Genomic DNA, 20,495 nt, shown 5'->3' on the forward strand with positions numbered 1-20,495 from the left:
TGCTGGGTTGATTCGAGTAGGAACCGCTTGGCAGGGTCTTAATACTTGGAGCTGCCCGCTTCAACTGGTAGATTCCTGGCGTGGATCGGGCCGGAATCCTCTTCGTCGCGCTATCGGCCCTGGGTTTTGCTACCCTGGGTATTTTTGGCAAAATCGCATTTAGTCTGGGGTGGTCGTCTTCGGATCTGCTCTCCTGGCGGATGTTGCTGGCAGCGGTTGTGGTTTGGGGCTGGCTGTGGTGGCGTGGAGGGTGCCGTTTTGATGTCTCCGAGGCCCGGGTTCCTTTTTTGTTGGGGGCGCTGGGCTACGCCACCCAGACCACCCTCTACTTTGCGGCGCTCGAGCGCCTTCCGGTGGGGGTGCTGGTGCTGTTGATGTATGTCTACCCGGTGTTTGTGGTGCTCCTGGCCTGGCTGCTCGAGCGTGAGCGCCCCACCCCGGCTGCGCTGCTGGCGATGGGGGTGGCTTTGCTGGGCATTGCTCTCACCACCAATCTTTCGGGCCGGGTGGGGCTTCCGGGGGTGTTGCTGGCTATGGCCTCGGCTGCCGTGTACGCGACCTATTTGCTGGTGAGCGCACGGGTGAGCCGCGTTACCGAACCAGTAACCACCTCAGGCTATGTGTTTATCGGAGCGACCCTCTCGTTTACCGCCCTGGCCTTGATGGATGGTCAGTTCAAAATTCCCAGCAGCCTGCCCGACTGGGGTCTGGTCTTGGGCATCAGCACCATTGCCACGGTCTTCCCGGTGATTTTAATTTTTGTGGGTCTACGCCGAATTCGTGCCACCCAGGCCTCGATTGTCTCAATGCTGGAGCCCCTCTTTACCATCGGTATGGGTGTGCTGATTCTGGGTGAACACCTGAATGTTGCGCAACTACTAGGTGGAAGCCTGATCTTGCTTTCGGTGGTTATCCTGCAGCGGCGTTAGTTTGTTTGCGCTTGGAGACCAGGGCTTTAGTCATCTGCTTGTGGCAGGGCTGGCACAGCGTACGCAGATTCTCGGGCGCATGGGTGCCGCCCTCCACCACAGGCCGGATGTGGTCGGCCTCCCATAAGTCGGTGGGCTTCGTCCAGGCTTTGCGGGGTCGCCAGCTCTTGGGCAGTTTCAAGGAAAAGCCATGAAAATCCTGCTGGGACAGCGCATCTGTGAGTTGCTCGTAGGCCACACTCAGCGCTTTATACTCGGCGAATCGGTAGAGGTTTTTATGTGTCCGGTTGGCCTGTCCGATCTGCACTGCGGCCTTCCACAGCTTCATCAGGCTGCGCTTGAGCTTACGGGTGTCGGTGCCGCAGACCTGGCAAACACCCTTCTCACGCTTGCGCAGGTGCTGCCGGGCATAGTTCCAGTGGGCCTGTAGGCGATACTGATGTACGCACTCGTCGCTGCACCAGGTGCGGCGGCCCGGCGGCACCTCGTTGTGGCAGTGCACATAGCGGCAAATCCTACGCCCGCCCGGGCCGCGCTCTTCGCCCAGGCGCAGCAACTCCTTGCCGATAAGGCGGCGGTTCATGAGTGGGATTGTACTGCGATTGGGAGGCAGCAAAAAAACGTCGTTCTTAATGTTGTGGGGTAGCCCGTTGATCCTCCGTCCCTACCTGTGCCACGCCTAGGGGCGGCCTGGGGGTCGAGGGATGGCTCAAGGTTGTTCAAAATTAGGGAAGAGGCGTAAGCCGGGTTCTGTTTCCGCAGCCATCTCTCTGGGATGAGCGTCGCCGCTCACCTCGAGCGTCCCTGCCACAGGTCGTAGCGAACCGGGTCAGTTCTCCCTGGTGTGTCGCCTCGCCTTGGCGAGACGTGGGACTTGCAGCAGATGGGGTTTGCCTAGCTGCCCCTGTTTCCAGAGGCACTGGTGCGCTCTTACCGCACCGTTTCACCTTGACCGCTCGCTTTGGGGCGAAGGCCGTCTGCTTTCTGTTGCACTATTCCGTCGGGTTACCCCGCCCAGCCGTTAGCTGGCATCATGCCCTGTGCTGCCCGGACTTTCCTCTGGTGTTGCCACCAGCAGCTGCGCCCTCTTCCCAAAAAGCTATTTTAGCTCAGATAACCCATTTTGGTAAGGATGGGCTTGGCCCGCAGCAGGGTGATGATATGGGTGGCTTCGTTGAGCAGCCCCCGATCCAGCATTCCGTACACGTCGTCCAGGGAAAACTCCACCACCTCGATCAGTTCGCCGTCCTCAGGTTCTGCAGAACAAACAATTTGGCTGTCCAGCGCAATAAAAGGATTAATGGTAGCGGCTACAATGCCCGCTACGGGCCGGAAAGGCTGAATCGGAAAAAGCTCCCTAGCCTCGGCGCCTACTTCCTCGCGCAACTCACGCCTAGCCCCTTGTTCGGGGGTTTCACTGGGGTTGGCAGAACCTCCAGGGAGTTCAAAGAAATAGCTTCCCCACACATGACGGTACTGATATACCAGCAGCACCCGTCCTTGGGGGGTGATGGGCAATATCGAGACCCACTGGTGCTGCCCGGGCACATACATGTAGGTCACTTCGCGCCCAGTGTGGGTGCGAAGCTGCTCCCGCACGATGGGATAGGGGCTGTGGGCGACGGACTCGAGCCTAAGCCTCGTCCAAGGGTTGGCAGGCTTATCCATTGACGATTCGCTCCACCACCTTCTTCACCCGATCCCCCGGCGCCACCGGCCCAAGCGCCTTGGTCGCGAGGCCGATAGCCGCCATGGGGGACTTAAGCGAAGAGAAGTCTACATTGGCTTTTACCCAAGCTTCGATCTCGGCCTCGCTCATCTCCTGCGGCAGGTATTTGTCCAGGAAGGCAATTTCAAAGGTGTTCTGATTCTCTTCTGCCGTAACCCGCAGAGCCTTGAGAATCTTGACCGCATCGGCATCGGGCAGGGGTCTGCCGTCGCCTTTGCGATCCAACTCGGCCTTGACCACTCGAGCAAAGTCGCGGCTGGCGGCGTCGCCGCGCTTCATGGCTTCGACAATTTCCTTCTTAATCCCTTCATAGATCGTCGTACCCATATTTATAGTCTAGCCTGCTGTGGCGAACCACACCGTTGTAAAGATGCCAATACCCCTCCAGCGGCAGGGCTACACGAAGCCTGTGTTTCGAGAAGTGGGGCTGGGCCAAGGGTATGATTTCTGAGGTATGCGTACGCTTTTATCGGTGTCGAATAAGACAGGCCTGGTGGAGTTTGCGAAGGGCTTGGTAGCACTGGGGTTTGAGCTGGTTTCTACCGGGGGAACCCACAAAACCCTCCAGGCGGCTGGGCTGGCCGTGACCTACGTGTCCGAGGTGACGGGTTTTCCCGAGATTCTGGATGGGCGGGTCAAAACCTTGCACCCGCGCATCCACGCGGGGCTGCTGGCGACCCGGAGCCCTGAACACGAGGCCCAATTGCAGGCCCTGGACATCACCCGTATCGATCTGCTGTGCGTCAACCTCTATCCATTCCAAGAGACGCTGGCCAGGGGGGCTTCCTTTGAAGAGTGCCTCGAGAACATTGACATAGGAGGGCCGGCCATGCTGCGGGCTGCAGCCAAGAACCACGAGGCGGTGTTGCCGGTGTGTGACCCCGCCGACTACCCCGAGGTGCTGCAAGCCTTGCGTACCGGCGTTAGCAGCGAGTTTCGCCGCAGGCTAGCGTATAAAGCCTTTGCCCACACCGCGGTCTATGACGCGGCCATTGCCGACTTTTTGGCTTTCGAGAAGTTCCCCCAGACCCAGCTCCTGAGCCTCGAGCGCCTGCCGGTGGAGCTGCGCTACGGGGAGAACCCCCACCAGGAAGCCGCTCTGTATGCCCTCGAGGGCCACAGAGGCCCGGTGCTCCACGCCCGGGTGCTGGCCGGCAAGCCCATGGGCTTCAACAACTACGCCGATGCCGATGCGGCCTGGAGCCTAGTGACCGAGCTCGAGCTGCCTGCTTGTGTGGTGGTCAAGCACGCCAACCCCTGTGGTGTGGCGCTGGCCGACGACCCTAAAACCGCCTGGGAGCGTGCCCGCGACGCCGACACGCTCTCGGTGTTTGGGGGGGTGGTGGCCCTGAACCGCCCGGTGGATCTGGAAACCGCAGTGGCGATGCGCGGAACCTTTCTGGAGGTGTTGATTGCCCCGGAGGTGAGCGCGGAAGCCCTCGACTGGTTCCGCAGCAAAAAACCCGATCTGCGGGTGTTGGTTGCGGCCCCCGAAGATGCCGATAGCCGCGAATTCCGCCCTCTGGTGGGGGGCTTTCTAGCCCAGGATCGCGACCTTCGGCGTTGGGAAGAACTGCATCTGAGCTACGTGACCGAGCGCATTCCCACACCGCAAGAGTTGCTCGACCTCAAGTTTGCCTGGTATGTGGGCAAGCACACCCGTTCCAACAATGTGGTGTTGGCCAAGGAGGGAGTCACGGTGGGCCTGGGCACGGGTGCGGTGAGCCGCATCTGGGCTGCCGAGCGTGCCCTGTGGAACGCAGGCGAAAAGGCCAGGGGGGCTGTTTTAGCCTCTGAGGCCTTTTTCCCTTTCGACGATGTGGTGCGGGCTGCCGCGGCGGCCGGCGTTACCGCCATTGTGCAACCTGGCGGAGCCAAGCGCGATGGAGAAGTGATTGCAGCCTGCAACGAACTCGGAGTGGCAATGATCTTTACCGGCTCACGCCACTTCAAGCATTGAGGCCAATCAACTGACCTAGACGACCAACTGCAGAACCTTTTAGTGTCTCGATAGTTGAAATGCGAGATCCGATCCCCAAAGATCAGTGGGGAATTGCGTTAGGTACGCCTTGACGATTCCGCTGGTTTGGTCAATCTACCATGGCGCAACTTATCGGCTGCATGTGCGCATAATTTATTCACAAACATAATATCGTGAAAGTACGCACTAATATTTCAGGGTTGTGGGGTGGTTTGCACCACAGATTTCATTCGGCTGCGGAAAACCAGACCGACCCCCAGCAGCACCAGCGCTGCACCGGCCACTGTCCAGATTCCCAGGGGCTCGCGCAAGAAAAGCCACCCCAGCAGCAGCGCGATAACTGGATTGACATAGGCATAGGTGGTCACAAGGCTCAGAGGCAGCAGCCGTACTGCAAAGATGTAGGAGGTATAGGCAATCAGGGAGCCAAAGACAATCAGGTAAAGGTTGGCGGCCCAGCCTGCCAGCGTGGGGGTATGCCATGCCTCACCCAACAAGGGGGAGAGCAGCAAAAAGCCTAGCCCGGCAAAAAGCTGCTGGTAGCCCGAAATAACTACGGCTTGCAGTTGGGGGCTTTTGCGCTGGGTGTAGATGGTTCCGCTGGCCCACAAGAGCGGTGAGATGAAGAGCAGGGCGAAGGCCAGTAGGTTGGTGGGAGAGCCCGCATTGAGTTTGGGCACATTCAGGGCCAGAATGCCCAACAGACCAATCAACAGGCCTATTATTAAGAGGCCAGGGGGCCGCTTGCGGTTCAGCAAGCCTTCCAGAATCGCAGCCCAGATTGGCGCAGTGGAAATCATCAGGGCAACATAGCCGGAGGGCACATACTGGGTGGCAATCAGGATCAGGCCGTTGCCGCCAAGCCACAGCACCACCCCCGATAGGGCCAACATCCCCGCCTCTGCCCAGCTTAGCCGCACCCGCCAGCGTTGCCAGACCGCAAATCCCAGTAAAAGCAGGGCTGCTGGAATAAACCGCGTGGCCCCCATCCAGAAGGGCTCAAAGCCGTTGCTAATGCCTATCTTGAAGGCCAGATAGGTACTGCTCCAGACCAGATATACAACGACCAGGTGAAAAAGGCCGGCTCGAGATAGGGTCATGTCGGGGATGCGGGTTGGCGAATCGGGGCTTGGGCAGAAGAGTAGATGCCGTTCACACCCAGCTTTTAGCGTTTTTGTTGTCGGGCGAACTTTTTTTCAAAACAGAGCTTCCTGACTGATGGTTTTGATTTCCACGCCCTGCTTGGGGCCGAGTTCGTCAAGGGTTTTCTTGACCAGTTGGATGTCTTGCCAGGTGAGGTGTTTGGGGCTGCCCACTTCACGCGAAGGATTTCGCAGGAGGTAGGCAGGGTGAAACATCGGGAAGATTTGGATGCCCTGCCACTCGAAGAACTTGCCGCGCACCTTGGTGATGGATAGCTTTTCACCAGCAAAGAACTCGAGCGCCGTGGCTCCCAGCGGAATGATGATCTGTGGCTTGATAAGCAGTATCTGCTTATTTAGCCATAGCGAGGTGCAGGTTTTGGCCTCCAGGGGCTCGGGAACCCGGTTCTGCGGTGGGCGACACTTGACGATGTTGGCGATGTAGACGCTAGAGCGGGGGATTCCGGCGGCCTCGAGGATTTTATCGAGTAATTGCCCACTGCGTCCCACAAAGGGCCGCCCCTGCAAGTCTTCCTCTTCGCCGGGGCCTTCGCCCACAATCATCAATTTGGCATCTGGATTGCCTTCACCGAATACCACCTGGGTTCGGCTTTGCGACAGACCACAGGCCACGCAGGTTTTGGCTTGGGCAGCGAGAAGTTCGAGATTCATAGGAGGTAGGGACTAGAGCAAGGGAGAGGGGGCTTTGGGAGAAGGGTTTTCCCCTATCCCCTGAACCTTATTCTTTTTACTTGGCTAGACGGGTTTGCGGGCCTTACGGGCTTCCCGGCGAACTTTGGGGTCGAGGCCGATCATCAGGAAGAAGTTCTCGAGCGCGTTTTCTTGCCCCTTGATCTCGGGGTGGGCATCTTCGGCAGTCCCGGTTACAAAAGGCAATTCTTGATACAGTTCCAAGGCTTGACCTACTACCGCATCGGGTCCTTCGGCTTCGGCCACCTCGGCCAGCTTGGCATAGATTTCACGCCGGGCTTCGGCGTGCTGGCGGAAGATATCGGGGTTCGGTGTCTCCGGTGCCCGAAGAACATCCTGCTTGGCGATGCGGCGATAGTGTTTGAGGCCGCGCACAATTTCTTCGGTGGAGAGCGTCACCTTGTACTCCATCCTTGCTCCTTTCAACGCAAAACCCCTTCGGGGGATAAAGGTTGATCTTGCCAATGCGATTATAGGATTCTCAAAAATAGGGTGTCAACGCGACGTATTTCGTATCCAGTCTAGATATAAAGTAATATCGTTCTGCAAAGAGTATCCGGGGATAGGTTCGTGCTGCCGAATTCCTGGCTGCTCAGCCTTGGCTTGTAACCCTAGATGTAAAGAGGAGCTTGTGGGTTGGGCAGTTGTTGCTTATACAAACCCTATTGTCCGCTATTTGTTGAGCTCATACATTTTTCCCCTAGACCTGACCACACTGTACAGGACGCGAATCTCTGGTTTAGATAATGCGCCAGTAGGGTAGGCCGTACTCTATACTGCGGGTTATGGAAAGCCTTGGGCACTACTTATTACGGGGGCGCATTGCGCTGCCGGGGGGCAGTGCGACAGAGGTTTATGAAGGGCAAGATATACGCACCGGCATCGAAGTGTTGGCCTTCAAACCTTTGACTGAAGAACCACCCAAACCACCTATACCCAATACGTTGTCGTGGATCGATCGAGAAGAGGATGTCTGGATCGCAGAGATTCCCGTAGGTGCGGTGCAGGCCTCCTGGTTGGCGGGTCGGGTAGAGATGGCCCGGCTGGTGCAATGGGTCAAACAGCTACTGGGTGTGCTCAAGCATGCCCAGGAACGGGATATCCCCATTGGGTACATCATTCCTGAACTGATTTGGGCTAGAGGAAGCCGGATATGGCTGGGTGGAGTGGGGGTCGCACGCCCCGAGCAAAAATGGGATTTTGCTGGTTTGCTGAACACAGTTCGGGTGATTGCCGGGGATTCCTATCCAGCCGTACCCTGGAGGGAGGCCCTAGAAAACTATGTGACTGGGCAGCTTGACTTCGCTGCGCTGGAAGCGCATATCGAGTCCGGCATGAGGAACGATCAAAAGCCCACAGCTCCATTAGAGGCCTCGTCTACGCTCGAGGCCCGCAGGGCGCGAGCCCAAGATGAGGTGACGGGGGACTCATCGCCTGGTGAGACGGCCTCGTCTACGCTCGAGGCCCGCAGGGCGCGAGCCCAAGATGAGGTGACGGGGGACTCATTGCCTGGTGAGACGGCCTCGTCTACGCTCGAGGCTGCTGTTCCCACAGGGTCGGCTGCCCCGCCATCCACTGAGCCAATAACACCAGAACCCAATCCAACCAAGCCGGCTACCAGTAAGAGCCTCAAGGTACAGGTGAGCGAGCCGGTCGCGCCCCCATCCAGCGCCACGCCGCCGAGGCGAATCCGCATCGAGGAGCGCCTCGAGCCGCCTTTCGAGGTGGTCGAGCCCTCACACACCAGCCGCCGCAGCCTTTTGCTGTGGTTGTGGATTATTCCACTGTTGTTGCTGGCCGGGGGGATTGGTCTTTGGTTGCGCTCGCGAAACCAGGCTACCGTGGAAACGACCGTCTATCCGGTGGAATTTCGGCTTCAGCCGCCCGGCTCTAGGGCCAGCATCGTGGTGCTGGAGATTCCTGAAGGCTCAAAAATGCCGCTAGGCATCGAGATTGCTGAGGTGCCAGGTAAGGTGGATTTCGACCAGCCGGGCGTCTATCGCATACGGGTACGGGTACAGGGCCGTGCACCGGTGGAATCGCTAATCGAGGTGCCCAATCCTGGCGGCGTCACCATCAGTCTCCGTTAATCCCAGGAAACACTCTTAGTGGTTTGGTAAGTTAAAGATTGATATGCCGTGAAGTTCCCAAAATGAAGCGCTCAAAGCAACTCCCAGATATTAGGGGAGCAAAATCCATCCCGGGAATTAAGTTTCCGGAGCACTTAGATACTTTTAGTAGCCATTGTCACGCCGCGGCAGAAGGGCTTAGGCGCTAGGAATCAGCCTCCTGTGCGGATGTGATACGCATTCCGGCGGTATCGTTCACCCTTGAAAGTCTAAACGATACTGTCGGAATGCACTTTTACTCCCTTCGGTCGGCTTGAATCCTTCACCTTTGACTACGCACGGCGGTGAAGGATTCAAGCGGAAACGGTATGAGCGACCCCCGGCTTGGAGCGAATGACCCTGGGCCTTATGCTCTTGGCATGAGTGTGGTTATCCTCGACTATGGTTCGCAGTACACCCGCCTGATTGCCCGCCGTATCCGGGAGTTACGGGCTTATTCGGTCATACTGCCCGGAACTGCAAGTTTGGAGCGTATCAAAGCCGAAAATCCACAGGCGCTCATCCTCTCGGGTGGGCCGGCCTCGGTGTTCGATCCTGCGAGTCCTCGGCCTGCCCCAGGGGTGCTCGAGCAGGGCTGGCCTGTTTTGGGCATCTGCTACGGAATGCAGTACCTGGCCCAGCACTACGGGGGCAAGGTCGAGCGGGCCGGACGGCGCGAGTACGGAAAGGCCCATCTGACTTTTCACACCGGCCCGCTATTCGACGGCCTAGAAGGCGAGTTGCAGATGTGGATGTCACACTCCGATGCCGTCACGGTCTTGCCGGAGGGCTGGCAGGTGGTTGCCAAGACCGATGAAAACCCGGTGGCGGCCATTGCCGCTCCCGACGGTCGTACCTTTGGGGTGCAGTTCCACCCCGAGGTGGTACACAGTCCCAAAGGGATGCAGGTCTTGGAGAATTTTCTGGTTCTCTCAGGGGTCAGCCGCGACTGGACAGCCCAGCACACCCTAGAAAACCTGATCGCCGAGATTCGGGCCAAAGTGGGTGACGACAAGGTGATGCTGGCGGTATCGGGTGGGGTGGATTCGTCCACGCTGGCCCTGCTGCTCTCCCATGCCATTGGCGACAAGCTGACGGCGGTATTTGTTGATCATGGCTTGTTGCGCCTGGGCGAACGCCAGGAGGTCGAGCAGGCCCTGCGTCCACTGGGCCAGGCCCTGCGGGTGGTGGATGCTGCGGAGCAGTTTTTGTCGGCCCTGCAGGGGGTATCCGACCCCGAAGAAAAACGCAAGATTGTGGGTCGGGAGTTTATCCGGGTGTTCGAGCTCGAGGCCCGGCGGCTATCGGCCCAGGGCTACAGATGGCTGGCCCAGGGCACCCTCTACCCCGATGTGATCGAGTCGGCGGGCAGCGGTGAGGGCAGCGCCAACATCAAGAGCCACCACAACGTGGGGGGGCTGCCCCCCGACCTGCAGTTTGAACTGCTGGAGCCTTTCCGCTATTTGTTTAAGGATGAGGTGCGCGAGCTGGCCCTGCTGCTGGGCTTGCCCGAGCCCATCCGCATGCGCCACCCCTTTCCGGGGCCGGGTCTCGCAATTCGCATTCTGGGCGAGGTGACGCCGCAAAAGCTGGACATCCTACGGCGGGCCGACGATATCTTTATCTCGAGCCTGCGTGACTGGAACCTCTACGATCAGGTTTCGCAGGCTGCGGCCATCCTGACCCCCATGCAAAGTGTGGGGGTGATCGGCGACGAGCGGAGCTACGGCTATGTGCTGGGGTTGCGGGCAGTATCCACAGTGGATTTCATGACCGCCGATTGGGCCCGGCTGCCGCTGGATTTTCTGGATGAAGTGGCCCGCAAAATTACCCGCCAGGTGCCCGAGATTGGCCGGGTGGTCTACGACATCACCAGCAAGCCCCCTGCCACTATCGAGTGGGAATAGCCCTCCGTGCCACGCAGAGTATTTTTTCAAATCTCGGAAGCTCCTCGGGCAAGCCTTGCTCTCTGGGTGCGGTATACCTAATAGGAGTCGGGCTGGCGGTACTCAGCTACGCTTGGAACCCTTGTCCAACTCCTCGAGCCAGCTCACTGCGGCCGACTGTAGAATGCGTGGGTTGCTGCCGGTTTGTTTTTCCAATTCTTGCAGATAGGCCTCGAGGCGCTCGTCGGCGGCCATGGCCTTGACCGAATTCGCGAGGCGCATCCAGGCCATGGTTAGCTGGTCGGCTTCGTCCAGGGGCAGGGTGATGTGGGAAAGTTGCCAGATTTGTTCGGTAAGCCAGCCCCACATCACCATCACCTGGCCTTTGGAGATGCCTCGGTTCTGGTGTATCTGGCCTACCAAGAGCTGCCAGGCGAAGTACTCGAGGTTGAAAGGCCCGGCAATGGTGCGCCGATACCAGACCCGCAAAACCTGCTCGCGCATCGCCCGTTCTCCCTCACGGAATACCGAGCGGGTAGCCGGGTGACTGAACAGCGTGTCGTAAAAGCCATTGATAATGGGGTCTTCCCAGCGCTGTAACTGTGGTAGGTAGGTTTTTAGGATGTGCGCGTCCTGGGTGCCAAAGCGCGTGACCGGCGGCAACCCCTCCCAGATTGTCCGTGCAACTTGAAAATACCCCTGCAGCGACGGGTTCATGCAACCAGGGTAGCCCAGCTTAACGGGGCAATTTGCCCCTGCTGGGAACCAAGGTTTGCTCGGCATTTATTGCAGTACCTCGATCAAACGTACGTGGAACGGCTGCCAGTGCAAAAAATAAAACCCCCACCGGCAGGTGGGGGCGTGCCTACACCGAACTAGACCGAACGGGCTTTGGTTGCGCTCTTGCGTTGTTGCTCGCGGGTCTTGTACCAGACCACCAGGGCCGATACCACGTAGATCGATGAGTAGGTTCCCACGATAAAGCCCACCAAAATCGCCAGTGAAAAGTCGCGCAGAACCGGCCCTCCCAGGAAAAGCAGGGCCAGCAGGGGCAGCATGGTAGACAGTGAGGTCATCACGGTGCGCGAAAGGGTTTGGTTGATGGAGGCATTAACAATGTCGTAGTAACTGCGTCCGCGCATCAGTTTGAGGTTCTCACGGATGCGGTCGGAGATGATGACCGAGTCGTTGATGGAGAAACCCACGATGGTGAGCAAGACGGCCACCGTGGGGATGGAGAATTCCAGCCCCAGCAGACTGTACATGCCAGCCACAATCGCCACATCGTGGCCAACTGCAATCACACTGGCCACCCCAAACACCCAGTCGAAGCGGAAGGCCACGTAAATCAGAATGAGCGCCAGCCCCACTAGCACCGCAAAAATGGTATTCCGACGCAGCTCGGCCCCGATGGCCGGGCCTACCGTTTCGGACTGGAGGATGGTGGCTTGCAGGCCTTCCTGGAACTTCTTTTCCAACTCAATGCGCTGATCCTCACTGACCTGCCGTACCCGTACCGAGAACTCATTTCCACTAACGCTGGATAACGAGGTGATCACGGATTCGGCACCCCGTATTTCGGCAACCCCAGTGGTATCAAGGAAGCTGCGTATTTGATCGGCCCTGGTGCTATCGGGAACTCGGATGGTGAAAGCTGTACCGCCGGTGAAGTCAATGCCAAAGTTGAAGCCCTTGAAGAACACAATTCCTGCAGCAACCACCGCCAGGCTGAGCGAAGCGGCGGTCACGATGCGCGCAATACCCAGGAAGTTGATTTTGGTGCCCCACAGCCAGTACGGGGGCTTGACCTCCCGGCGGTCGCCGATGGTTGCCAGAAGCCAGCGGCTAAATACCAGGTTGGAGAAAACCGAGGTCACCACCCCCAGGGCCAGCATCACCGCGAAGCCCCGTACCGGCCCGGTGCTGTACTGGTACAGGGCGGCCGCCGCAAGCAGGTGGCACATGTTCACGTCCAGGATGGTGATGATGGAGTGGGAGAAACCGCCGGGGATGGCCTGGCGGAACTTCTTGCCCATCTTGAGCTCTTCCTTGATGCGCTCGAAGGAGAGCACATTGCCGTCTACCGCAGCGCCCAGGGTCAGAATCAGACCGGCAATGCCCGGCAGCGTCAGGGTTGCGCCCAGCATGGAAATCGAGGCCAACAGGAGGATGGAGGTATACACCAGACCCAGTGCGGCCACCAACCCCATCCAGAAGCCGTAGTAGGCGAAAATCAAAACAAAGAGCAGGACAGTGCCGATAATCCCCGCTTGAATACCGGCATTGATGGCATCCTGGCCCAGGGTGGGGCCAATCGCACGGGTCTCGGCTACTTCGAGCTTTACCGGCAAGGAACCCGAGCGCAGCACCAGGGCGATGTCGGAGGCTTCCTGTACCCCCGATAACCCCTCAATTACCGCCCGTCCACCCGCGATGGCCTGGCGGATATTGGGTGCGGTAAAGACCTTGTCGTCCAGCACGACTGCGAGCTGGCGGTTGACATTGGCCCGGGTTGCCTCCTCAAACTTTTTGGCTCCCTCGGGGGTGAACTCCATGTCTACCTGGGGTCGGCCAAACTGGTCGAAGGAGGCGTTGGCGGTACGCAGGTCGGCCCCGGTGAGCAGGGGCGGGCCCAGGTCTTCAAGCTTGTAGAGGTTTTGCTCGAGCTCGGCCCGCCTAGCCGCCAGCGCGGCTCCGCTGAGGCCGGAATTCCGCAATTGCTCGTTGATTTGCGCTACGGTAGTGCCAGTGGCGCCTTGGTTGACGATACGGAACTCGAGTTTGGCGGTCTGGCCAATCAGGTTGAGGGCCCGTTGCTGCTGGTCTTGCTTGAGTCCGGGCAGCTCCACGATGATGCGGTCGTTGCCCTGCACCTGTACCAGCGGCTCGGCCACCCCGATGGCGTTGACCCGGTTTTCGATCACGGTGCGGGCCACGTCCAGCTCGGTTCTGGCCACGGCCGGGTCAGGGTTGGGATTAACCACTTTGAGGGTGATGCGCAGCCCACCCTGTAGGTCGAGGCCCAGGCGAATCAGGCCGTCGGCGGGCAACAAGGGGTTTTGTGGGTTACGGGCTTCCCAGGGTCGAAAAAGCCCTACGATGGCTCCCAAAAGGAGCAGCAAGAGCAAAATACCTGTCCAGAGGCGGTTGGTCATAAGCTACCTGTCGAAAATGAAGCGTGTGAACCAGAGGGCTTGGGCTTGGAACCGAAAAGAGGAGATTGGGAGAAGAGCGGTGGTGAGGGATTGTGGACTCGGTGCTCCCCAGTTTCGATTGGGCCGGACTAGGCTCCATCGGTTTGCAGGCGGGAGTAGATCAAATAAAGGCGATGACGGTAGATAGGAGCCTGGAGTACAAGGGTTTGTAAGTGAATCGCAAGCTGGAGGTTGCGGGCGACTGGCCGAAGGGCTACGGCAATCAGGCCGGAGCCTGCGGTTTGGAGCTTGCTTTTGGCTTCTACCAGTTGCTGGGGAAGGGGAACGGCGCTCCATCCCTGAGTGAAGCCGTCTCCAGTTTTGGCCTTGCCGGTTGACCAGAGTAGCCCCGGCCCCAGGGCCATCAGGGCCAGGGTGGCGAGGGCGAACCAGCGATGCCAGTGCTTCATAAATGCAGCCTACACACTCTATAACGTCCACTAGGGTTTGACCAGCTCGAGCCGCAGGGGCAAAGGTTCGGTTTGCAGCAGGTCGGCAAGGCGCTCAACCACCTGCTGCGAGCTGAAACCCTGGATGGATACCATACCCCCGGTGATGGGGCCGCGAATGGTGGGAGCGATCAGGATACGCCCGTCCACCACAATAGCCACCCGGCGGCCCACATTGGCCGCAGTGAGGCGGGCGAATTTGGCAGCCCCCTCCCGGTTCAGGCGCAGGGTTAGGGCCGGGCGCCCAGACTCCCCCTGGCTTGCTTGAACCCTGTCCAGGTCGCGGTTGGTGAGCAGGGGTGGTTCCAGGTCGGTCAGTTGGAGCTGACCGATGGAACGGTTGCTGGCACTGGTTTTGACCAACTGGAGGGCCAGGTTGCCTCGCTGGGTCAGCAAAGCATTGACCCGGTTGCGCTGGGCGGCCTCGAGCTCGGGCAGGCGCACGGTTACACGGCTGTCCTGGACCTCGATGCGAAAACCCCGCACGCCAATGTTTTGCAGGCGCTGGGTTAGGATTTTTCGGGTTTGCTCCAAGGTTTGGGCATTCACATTGCCAATAGCCCGCAACTGGAGGGCCTCGAGCCGGGCTTCGGCGGCCTGCGTTTGCCGGTTTCGGTACTCGTTCAGGTCGCGCAAAAACACCGATATGCTGACAAAGAACACCCCCAGCAGAATCACCGGAATTAGGGTGAACAACAGATTGAAAACCCACCGTGCGAGGTTTGTCATTTACATCATGGTAGCGGAAAAGTGGCTCGAGGTTAGCACTTTAGCCTAATCCGTTGCCACCTCGACCTGCTGGCTGGCTTCCAGGATGTCGCCCTCCTGGAACTCAGTAAAGCCCTCGAGCAAAATTCCACACTCGAAACCCTGGGCTACCTCGCGCACATCCTCCTTGACGCGCTTGAGCCCCTCAATCTTGCCCTTCCAGACCTCCTTACCCTTGCGCAGCACCCGCATGTCGGCATTGCGGGTAATCTTGCCCGAGGTCACCATACAGCCTGCAATCACCCCCCGCGAGAGCTTGAAGATCGCCCGCACCTCGGCAGTACCTAGGATTTCTTCTTTATACACTGGCTCGCGCTGCCCCTTGACCATCTTGCGAATCTCGTCTATCAGCTCGTAGATGATGCGGAACGTTTGCAACGGCACACCCTTTTGCTCGGCCATTTTCTTGACCGAGCCGCTGGGGTTGACACTGAAGGAAAGGATGGCCCCATTGGCCGTAGAAGCCAGCAGCACATCCGACTCGCTGGGAGCTCCTACCCCGGCCAGCAGCACATTGATCTTGACTTCTTCGGTGGACTCCTTGGCCAAGATGTTCTGGATGGCCTCCAGGGAACCCTGGGTGTCGGTGCGCAGGATCAGGTTGATCTCTTTCTGCTCGGCTTCTTGTACCTTGCGCATGAGATCGGCCAGGTTGCGGGCTCGGCCCAGCTCGGATACCCCCTGGCTGGCCTTGCGTTCTTCGATGCGTTCCTCGGTGATTTCTTTAGCGGCCACCTGATCGGGAACCCAGGTGAACGTATCGCCCGCCACCGGCAAGTCTGAAAACCCCAAGACCTGCACGGCGCTGCCCGGGCCGGCCTCGCTGCGCCGGGTGCCCTCGGCGTCGGACATGGCCTTGATCTTGCCCCAGTGCTCCCCCGCCACCACATAGTCGCCGATGTGGAGGGTGCCTTGCTGCACCAGCAGACTGACCAAAACCCCCGCTTGCTTGTCCACCCGTGCTTCCAGGATGACCCCCTGGGCCTCGGCTTTGGGGTCGGCCCGCAGGTCTTCAAGTTCGGCGGTCAGCAAGATGGTCTCGAGCAAGTCCGCGATGCCCTGGCCGGTTTTGGCCGAGATAGGCAGCACCTCCGCATCACCGCCATAGGCTACCGAGACGATGCCCATTTGCATTAAGTCCTGGTAGACCTTGTTGATGTCGGCGTTGGGCAAATCCATTTTGTTGGCAGCAAAGATGACCTTGGCCCCAGAAGCCTTGGCATGGGCGATGGCTTCCTTGGTTTGCGGCATCACGCCTTCGGAAGCGGCCACCACAATTACGGCGATGTCGGCTACCTTGGCCCCGCGCTGTCGGATGGTGGTGAAGGCCTCGTGGCCGGGGGTATCAATGAAAACCACGGTGCCCCCCTTGGTCTTTACTTCGAAGGCCCCCACATGTTGGGTGATGCCCCCAGCCTCTTTTTCGGCGATGCGGCTTTTGCGCAGGTAGTCCAGCAAGCTGGTTTTACCGTGGTCTACGTGGCCCATGATGACCACTACCGGGGGGCGATGGGGTATGGATTGGCGAGCTTCCTCGGCTTTTTTGGCAGCTTCGGCCACCCTCTGCTCGCCGATGAGTTCCTTGACGGCAGTAGCGGTGTCTTCCTCGAGGGTACTGGCATGGGACTTGTAGGCCACGCCCATCTCGTCGAGGATTTTGAGCAGCTCGTCATTGGCCATACTCAGTTCTTTGGCGAGCTGATAGATTCTGATTTTTGCCATGCGAACCTCCTGTTTTTATATCGCAGGCCTCAGAACTCAGGGTAGGTCATGGTTCTGACCTCTCTGTTGAGGCGCTCTGTCTTGGGTGCGTTGATTGGCGATACCTTGCAGTACAGTGTGAAGTGCCTGCGATAGTTCTGCGGCTTTACTTCCAGCAAAACGGCGCAACTTTTTCTCTTCCCAGCACGCGGGTTTGTCGGGGCACACGTAGGCCCCGCGTCCGGGCTTACGCCCGGTAGGGTCGAGAACGGGGCCTGCCTCCGTCAGAACCACCCGCAACAATTCGCGCTTGGGCCTGCGTTCACGGCAGGCGATGCACTGTCGAATGGGGATGTGTTTAGCGGCTGACATCTGGTCTCCATCGCATCTCGCAGGTCACTTTTCGCGCGTCAAAAGCAGAGTTTCGACTTTTGACCTCACTCATCTTCCTTGAAGAGGCTCTCGAAGCGGCTCTTGGCATCCTGCGAAACCTTAACACCCTCTTCCTTCTCCGCAGCCTTGAGCATGGCAGCGTCGAGGTCGGTAATTTCCTCGGCTTCCTCAAAATCAATCTCGTAGTTGGTCAGCTTGGAGGCTAGGCGCACGTTTTGCCCAGCCTTGCCAATGGCCAGCGAGTGTTGATCCTTGGCAACCACGACCTTGGCACGGTTTTTGCCCTCTTCGGTGGTAGCGGCCTCGGTCGCGATTTCTCCTACGGTAGCGGGTGAAAGAGCGTTGCGGATAAACTCTTTGGGGTTGGGACTCCACTGGATAATATCCACCCGCTCGCGGCCCAGTTCTGCCGATACCGCCTGGATGCGCTGGCCCTTATGTCCGATGCAGGCCCCGATGGGATCTACGTTGGGGTTGTGGCTCATCACGGCCACTTTGGAGCGGCTACCCGGCTCGCGGGCCACCGCCTTGACTTCCACAATGCCTTCGGCAATCTCGGGCACCTCTTGCCGCAGCAGATACCGCAACAGTTCTTCATTGGCGCGGGAGACCACCAAGCTAGGGCCTTTGGCCGAGCGCTGCACCTGCTTCAGGTAGACCTTGACCCGCTGTCCAGGGTAGTAGCGCTCGGTGGGGATTTGTTCTTTTTGCGGCATCAGGGCTTCGCCCCGTCCCAGCTCGACGTACACATTCCCCCGATTGTCCACCCGGGCCACGCTGCCCGTGACCACTTCCCCCTCTTTGTCTTTGTACTCGTTGTGCACACGGGTGCGCTCGGCCTCCTTGAGGCGCTGGGTAAGCACCTGCTTGGCAATCTGCACAGCGATGCGGCTAAACTCCTCGGGGTCTACCGGAAACTCCATCTCCTCGCCCAAGGCTACCTCGGGGTCGTACTTTTGCGCGGTGGCAAGCTCAATTTCTTTATCGGGGTCTTCGATGGTTTCTACCACCCGCTTGATTTCCAGCACCTCGAGGCTCCCCTCCTGGGGGTCTAGGTGTACCTCGACAATGGGACCTTTACCCTCTTCTTCCACTTCTTTCTGGCGAAAACCCTTCTGCCGTAGATAAGCCAAACGCAGGGCTTCTTCGAAGTTGGAAATCAACTCCTCGGCGGTAACCCCGCGCTCGTGAGCTACCTGGGAAAGGGCGTCTACAAAATCTTTATTCACGGATTGTCCCTCCTTTGTGTCTATATCTCGGGTCGCCGTTCAAAAACACGTCCTCGCGACCTACAACCGCTTTTTACCTTGGCCTATCCGGCCACTCGGCTAGGTTGGCCTTAAAGGTTCCCAACTTGAGGGTGCGATGCTCGCCCGTCTCGAGCAAAAACTCCACCTCGTCGCCCTTGACCAACCCAACCCGCCCGGTAAAGTTCCCCTCGGAGCTGCGCACCTTGGCTTTGAGGCCCACAAAGCGCTCGAAGTGGCGGGCGGTGAACAGGGGACGGTCGGCCCCGGGCGACTCCACTTGCAACAGGTAGCGCTCGGGAAACTCGGCCTCGAGCCTGTCCAGATGGGCTCCGAGTACCCGGTTGGCCCGCTCGAGGTCGGCAACCGAGATGGGCACCTCGTCCTTTCGTTCAATGCGCACCAAAAGCACCGGGCTTTTACCGCTCTTGAGGCTGGCCTCGAGCACGTCGTAGCCGAGTGGGGTCAGAACGCTTTCGACCAGCTTGTCCATTTCCACTCGTTCACCTCCTCTTCCCCAAGAAAGAAGGGTGGGTTTGCAACCCACCCCCCTCGGAATCTTGGGAGAACTAACCAAATAAAAGTTTATCACCGTTTGGTGAGAGGGTAAAGTGAGATGGAATGCCAAACGGTATACGCAGAAGATCCGAAGCTCGAGGGTGTGGCAGCGATAGCAGAATCTCGAACCATCTATTTTTTGTGTTTGCTCTAATAAATGCCCCCATGACCATTGGGTTTGGTTCGTAACCATATAGGCAGCCGCTTGAGCGTGGCCTCGACCAAGATCAGGCAAATTTGCTCAGGTCAGCATTGCCACCACACACCAACACGCCGATGCGCTCGCCCCGGCTGGGTTTGTAGGCTCCGGAAATCAGGGCCGCCAGGGCTGTAGCACCGCCGGGTTCTGCGACCAGTTGCAGGGTCTTCCACAGTATTTGCTGCGCTTCCAGAATGGCTTCATCTGAGACCAGCCGCACCTGGGGGATGTATTGCTGGGCAATTTCAAACATCAAATCGCCCACGCGCCTAGCACCCAGTGAGTCTGCGGCGATACCGCCCGTCTTTACGTCTGTGGGCTGCCCAGCTTTTTGCGATTGGTAAAGCGAAGGGCAGTTTTCGGGCTCCACTGCAATCACCTGCACCTGGTTCTGAAACCAGGTTGCGATGCCCCCAATCAGGCCGCCACCGCCCACCGCTACCAGAACGGTGTCTAAGCCCTCAGCTTGCTCATCGAACTCCTTGCCGACTGTGCCCTGCCCAGCTAGGGTTTCGGGGCTTTCGTAGGCCGAAACCCACAGGGCGCCGGTTTCCTGCTGGCGCTTCAGGCACAATTCCAGCGCTTCGGCATAGTTGGCCCCGCCGATGTGAAGTTGGGCGCCATAGCTGCGAATTTTCTCCACTTTAGGCAGGGTCGAGACGGTAGGGACAAAAATCTCGGCAGGAAGACCCAGGGTTTGGGCGGCATAGGCCACGGCGGCCCCATGGTTGCCCCCCGAGGCCGCAATTACCCCGGCAGAGGGTATCTGGTGGGAAAGGATGCGGTTGAAGGCCCCTCTGGGTTTGAAAGAACCAGCGTGCTGGAGGGACTCGAGCTTGAGCGTGAGCAGCCCCTGCACCCCAAAAGCCCCCCGCTCCATCTCGATCACTGGGGTATAGCGGATGTACGGGCGGATGCGCTGCTCGGCCTCGAGGATATCGCGTCGAGAAATCATGGACACATCCTCGCACGGGGGGTCTCGAGGAAGTCGGGCACGTAGATCATGATTCTGATTGTATCTGTTGACTCTTTCCGAAAAACCGCTCTATGCAGCCGAAAATCTGACGGGGATGAGATAAGCCAGCAGGGTATTGAAGCTGGCGGGGTTCGAAGGTAGCCTGCGGGGGCTAGATGCACAAACAAAACCCCCAATGCTGGGGGTTTGGCTGGTGCCGGGAACAGGACTTGAACCTGCACACCCTTGCGGGCGCATGACCCTGAATCATGTGCGTCTACCAATTCCGCCATCCCGGCTCAGGGCAAAAAGAATAGTAGCTAGTTTAGGCCTCTTCGTCAAGGGGCATCGGGTAGGGGCCACGCAGCGGCCTCGTACAAGACCTCGCCCTTACGCAAGGCCAGGATGGCCTGAAGCCCCATCTCTTCGCACAAAGCCTGGCGGGCCTCCATTAGTAAAGTGCCGAATTCGGAGTCGGCCAGTAGCATGAAGTCGAAAAATGGACGAGACTGCAAAACCTCGAACCGCCGCCGAGCATCCGGCAT

At 58.9% G+C, this 20,495-nt stretch carries 20 protein-coding genes, 1 tRNA gene and 1 other RNA gene; 4 read left to right on the forward strand and 18 right to left on the reverse strand.

Annotated elements, in window-relative coordinates; genetic code table 11:
• The first annotated feature begins 80 nt into the window (after window positions 1–80).
• On the forward strand, window positions 81–929 hold the full coding sequence (locus WKI89_RS12610) for a DMT family transporter (protein WP_337870139.1): 849 nt from the start codon (window positions 81–83) through the stop codon (window positions 927–929).
• Here WKI89_RS12610 and WKI89_RS12615 read toward each other — a convergent pair.
• The 4 genes from WKI89_RS12615 to WKI89_RS12630 form a co-directional block, all read right to left on the reverse strand.
• A complete protein-coding gene (locus WKI89_RS12615; protein WP_337870140.1) occupies window positions 910–1,512 on the reverse strand; it encodes an HNH endonuclease signature motif containing protein in 603 nt (200 codons plus the stop codon). The two genes, WKI89_RS12610 and WKI89_RS12615, sit on opposite strands and share 20 nt — an antisense overlap.
• Window positions 1,513–1,652: 140 nt before the next feature.
• Window positions 1,653–2,023, reverse strand: an RNA gene (rnpB, locus tag WKI89_RS12620) — RNase P RNA component class A.
• 10 nt (window positions 2,024–2,033) lie between these two features.
• Window positions 2,034–2,597: an NUDIX hydrolase gene (locus tag WKI89_RS12625; RefSeq protein ID WP_337870142.1), complete on the reverse strand. Its 564-nt coding sequence runs from the start codon at window positions 2,595–2,597 to the stop codon at window positions 2,034–2,036.
• Window positions 2,590–2,985: a hypothetical protein gene (locus tag WKI89_RS12630; protein WP_337870143.1), complete on the reverse strand. Its 396-nt coding sequence runs from the start codon at window positions 2,983–2,985 to the stop codon at window positions 2,590–2,592. Before WKI89_RS12630 ends, WKI89_RS12625 begins: the two co-directional genes overlap by 8 nt.
• Before the next feature lie 127 nt (window positions 2,986–3,112).
• On the opposite strand from WKI89_RS12630, the gene purH reads away from it, so the two are divergent.
• Window positions 3,113–4,618 carry a bifunctional phosphoribosylaminoimidazolecarboxamide formyltransferase/IMP cyclohydrolase gene (gene purH, locus WKI89_RS12635; RefSeq protein WP_337870145.1) on the forward strand — a complete coding sequence of 502 codons (1,506 nt, stop codon included), beginning with the start codon at window positions 3,113–3,115 and terminating at the stop codon, window positions 4,616–4,618.
• Between the two features lie 215 nt (window positions 4,619–4,833).
• Here purH and WKI89_RS12640 read toward each other — a convergent pair whose 3' ends face one another.
• From WKI89_RS12640 to WKI89_RS12650, 3 genes are all read right to left on the reverse strand, one after another.
• On the reverse strand, window positions 4,834–5,739 hold the full coding sequence (locus WKI89_RS12640) for an EamA family transporter (RefSeq protein ID WP_337870147.1): 906 nt from the start codon (window positions 5,737–5,739) through the stop codon (window positions 4,834–4,836).
• Between the two features lie 96 nt (window positions 5,740–5,835).
• Window positions 5,836–6,453, reverse strand: coding sequence for a uracil-DNA glycosylase (locus WKI89_RS12645; protein WP_337870149.1), 618 nt, complete (start codon window positions 6,451–6,453; stop codon window positions 5,836–5,838).
• Window positions 6,454–6,537: 84 nt separating this feature from the next.
• Entirely contained in the window at window positions 6,538–6,903 is a 366-nt protein-coding gene (locus WKI89_RS12650; RefSeq protein ID WP_337870150.1) for a hypothetical protein, read from the reverse strand.
• Between the two features lie 533 nt (window positions 6,904–7,436).
• Between WKI89_RS12650 and WKI89_RS12655 the strand changes: the two genes are divergently transcribed.
• Together WKI89_RS12655 and guaA are read left to right on the forward strand one after the other, a co-directional pair.
• Window positions 7,437–8,582 carry a hypothetical protein gene (locus WKI89_RS12655; protein ID WP_337870151.1) on the forward strand — a complete coding sequence of 382 codons (1,146 nt, stop codon included), beginning with the start codon at window positions 7,437–7,439 and terminating at the stop codon, window positions 8,580–8,582.
• A gap of 398 nt (window positions 8,583–8,980) precedes the next feature.
• Entirely contained in the window at window positions 8,981–10,507 is a 1,527-nt protein-coding gene (gene guaA / locus WKI89_RS12660) for a glutamine-hydrolyzing GMP synthase (RefSeq protein WP_337870153.1), read from the forward strand.
• Window positions 10,508–10,609: 102 nt separating this feature from the next.
• On the opposite strand, the gene WKI89_RS12665 is transcribed toward guaA, so the two are convergent.
• From WKI89_RS12665 to WKI89_RS12715, 11 genes are all read right to left on the reverse strand, one after another.
• The gene (locus WKI89_RS12665) at window positions 10,610–11,203 is read right to left on the reverse strand and encodes a protoglobin domain-containing protein (RefSeq protein ID WP_337870155.1); all 594 of its coding nucleotides are present in this window, start codon (window positions 11,201–11,203) and stop codon (window positions 10,610–10,612) included.
• Window positions 11,204–11,361: 158 nt separating this feature from the next.
• Window positions 11,362–13,641 carry a protein translocase subunit SecD gene (gene secD / locus WKI89_RS12670; RefSeq protein ID WP_337870157.1) on the reverse strand — a complete coding sequence of 760 codons (2,280 nt, stop codon included), beginning with the start codon at window positions 13,639–13,641 and terminating at the stop codon, window positions 11,362–11,364.
• Window positions 13,642–13,769: 128 nt separating this feature from the next.
• Window positions 13,770–14,090: a hypothetical protein gene (locus WKI89_RS12675; protein ID WP_337870159.1), complete on the reverse strand. Its 321-nt coding sequence runs from the start codon at window positions 14,088–14,090 to the stop codon at window positions 13,770–13,772.
• A 30-nt stretch (window positions 14,091–14,120) separates the two neighbouring features.
• Window positions 14,121–14,858, reverse strand: a complete 738-nt coding sequence (locus tag WKI89_RS12680) for a hypothetical protein (RefSeq protein WP_337870161.1) — start codon at window positions 14,856–14,858, stop codon at window positions 14,121–14,123.
• A gap of 45 nt (window positions 14,859–14,903) precedes the next feature.
• Entirely contained in the window at window positions 14,904–16,619 is a 1,716-nt protein-coding gene (gene infB / locus WKI89_RS12685) for a translation initiation factor IF-2 (protein ID WP_337870163.1), read from the reverse strand.
• Between the two features lie 36 nt (window positions 16,620–16,655).
• Window positions 16,656–16,970, reverse strand: a complete 315-nt coding sequence (locus WKI89_RS12690; RefSeq protein ID WP_337870164.1) for a YlxR family protein — start codon at window positions 16,968–16,970, stop codon at window positions 16,656–16,658.
• Between the two features lie 65 nt (window positions 16,971–17,035).
• The gene (gene nusA / locus WKI89_RS12695; protein ID WP_337870166.1) at window positions 17,036–18,220 is read right to left on the reverse strand and encodes a transcription termination factor NusA; all 1,185 of its coding nucleotides are present in this window, start codon (window positions 18,218–18,220) and stop codon (window positions 17,036–17,038) included.
• Between the two features lie 73 nt (window positions 18,221–18,293).
• Window positions 18,294–18,731 (reverse strand): ribosome maturation factor RimP, encoded by a 438-nt coding sequence (gene rimP / locus WKI89_RS12700; protein ID WP_337870206.1) that lies wholly within the window; start codon window positions 18,729–18,731, stop codon window positions 18,294–18,296.
• A gap of 292 nt (window positions 18,732–19,023) precedes the next feature.
• Window positions 19,024–19,950, reverse strand: a complete 927-nt coding sequence (locus tag WKI89_RS12705; RefSeq protein WP_337870168.1) for a threonine/serine dehydratase — start codon at window positions 19,948–19,950, stop codon at window positions 19,024–19,026.
• 212 nt (window positions 19,951–20,162) lie between these two features.
• A tRNA-Leu gene (locus WKI89_RS12710) sits at window positions 20,163–20,249 on the reverse strand.
• A 39-nt stretch (window positions 20,250–20,288) separates the two neighbouring features.
• Entirely contained in the window at window positions 20,289–20,495 is a 207-nt protein-coding gene (locus WKI89_RS12715; protein ID WP_337870170.1) for a hypothetical protein, read from the reverse strand.

Source organism: Meiothermus sp., from assembly GCF_037443965.1.
Classification (GTDB): domain Bacteria; phylum Deinococcota; class Deinococci; order Deinococcales; family Thermaceae; genus Meiothermus.

What these genes read in the sequence shown, in the direction of transcription:
- WKI89_RS12615 (WP_337870140.1), bottom strand. Translation starts at nt 1,512, where the DNA reads ATGAACCGCCGCCTTATCGGCAAGGAGTTGCTGCGCCTGGGCGAAGAG.
- WKI89_RS12625 (WP_337870142.1), bottom strand. Translation starts at nt 2,597, where the DNA reads ATGGATAAGCCTGCCAACCCTTGGACGAGGCTTAGGCTCGAGTCCGTC.
- WKI89_RS12630 (WP_337870143.1), bottom strand. Translation starts at nt 2,985, where the DNA reads ATGGGTACGACGATCTATGAAGGGATTAAGAAGGAAATTGTCGAAGCC.
- purH (WP_337870145.1), top strand. Translation starts at nt 3,113, where the DNA reads ATGCGTACGCTTTTATCGGTGTCGAATAAGACAGGCCTGGTGGAGTTT.
- WKI89_RS12640 (WP_337870147.1), bottom strand. Translation starts at nt 5,739, where the DNA reads ATGACCCTATCTCGAGCCGGCCTTTTTCACCTGGTCGTTGTATATCTG.
- WKI89_RS12645 (WP_337870149.1), bottom strand. Translation starts at nt 6,453, where the DNA reads ATGAATCTCGAACTTCTCGCTGCCCAAGCCAAAACCTGCGTGGCCTGT.
- WKI89_RS12650 (WP_337870150.1), bottom strand. Translation starts at nt 6,903, where the DNA reads ATGGAGTACAAGGTGACGCTCTCCACCGAAGAAATTGTGCGCGGCCTC.
- guaA (WP_337870153.1), top strand. Translation starts at nt 8,981, where the DNA reads ATGAGTGTGGTTATCCTCGACTATGGTTCGCAGTACACCCGCCTGATT.
- WKI89_RS12665 (WP_337870155.1), bottom strand. Translation starts at nt 11,203, where the DNA reads ATGAACCCGTCGCTGCAGGGGTATTTTCAAGTTGCACGGACAATCTGG.
- secD (WP_337870157.1), bottom strand. Translation starts at nt 13,641, where the DNA reads ATGACCAACCGCCTCTGGACAGGTATTTTGCTCTTGCTGCTCCTTTTG.
- WKI89_RS12675 (WP_337870159.1), bottom strand. Translation starts at nt 14,090, where the DNA reads ATGAAGCACTGGCATCGCTGGTTCGCCCTCGCCACCCTGGCCCTGATG.
- WKI89_RS12680 (WP_337870161.1), bottom strand. Translation starts at nt 14,858, where the DNA reads ATGACAAACCTCGCACGGTGGGTTTTCAATCTGTTGTTCACCCTAATT.
- infB (WP_337870163.1), bottom strand. Translation starts at nt 16,619, where the DNA reads ATGGCAAAAATCAGAATCTATCAGCTCGCCAAAGAACTGAGTATGGCC.
- WKI89_RS12690 (WP_337870164.1), bottom strand. Translation starts at nt 16,970, where the DNA reads ATGTCAGCCGCTAAACACATCCCCATTCGACAGTGCATCGCCTGCCGT.
- rimP (WP_337870206.1), bottom strand. Translation starts at nt 18,731, where the DNA reads ATGGACAAGCTGGTCGAAAGCGTTCTGACCCCACTCGGCTACGACGTG.
- WKI89_RS12705 (WP_337870168.1), bottom strand. Translation starts at nt 19,950, where the DNA reads ATGATTTCTCGACGCGATATCCTCGAGGCCGAGCAGCGCATCCGCCCG.
- WKI89_RS12715 (WP_337870170.1), bottom strand. Translation starts at nt 20,495, where the DNA reads ATGCCGGATGCTCGGCGGCGGTTCGAGGTTTTGCAGTCTCGTCCATTT.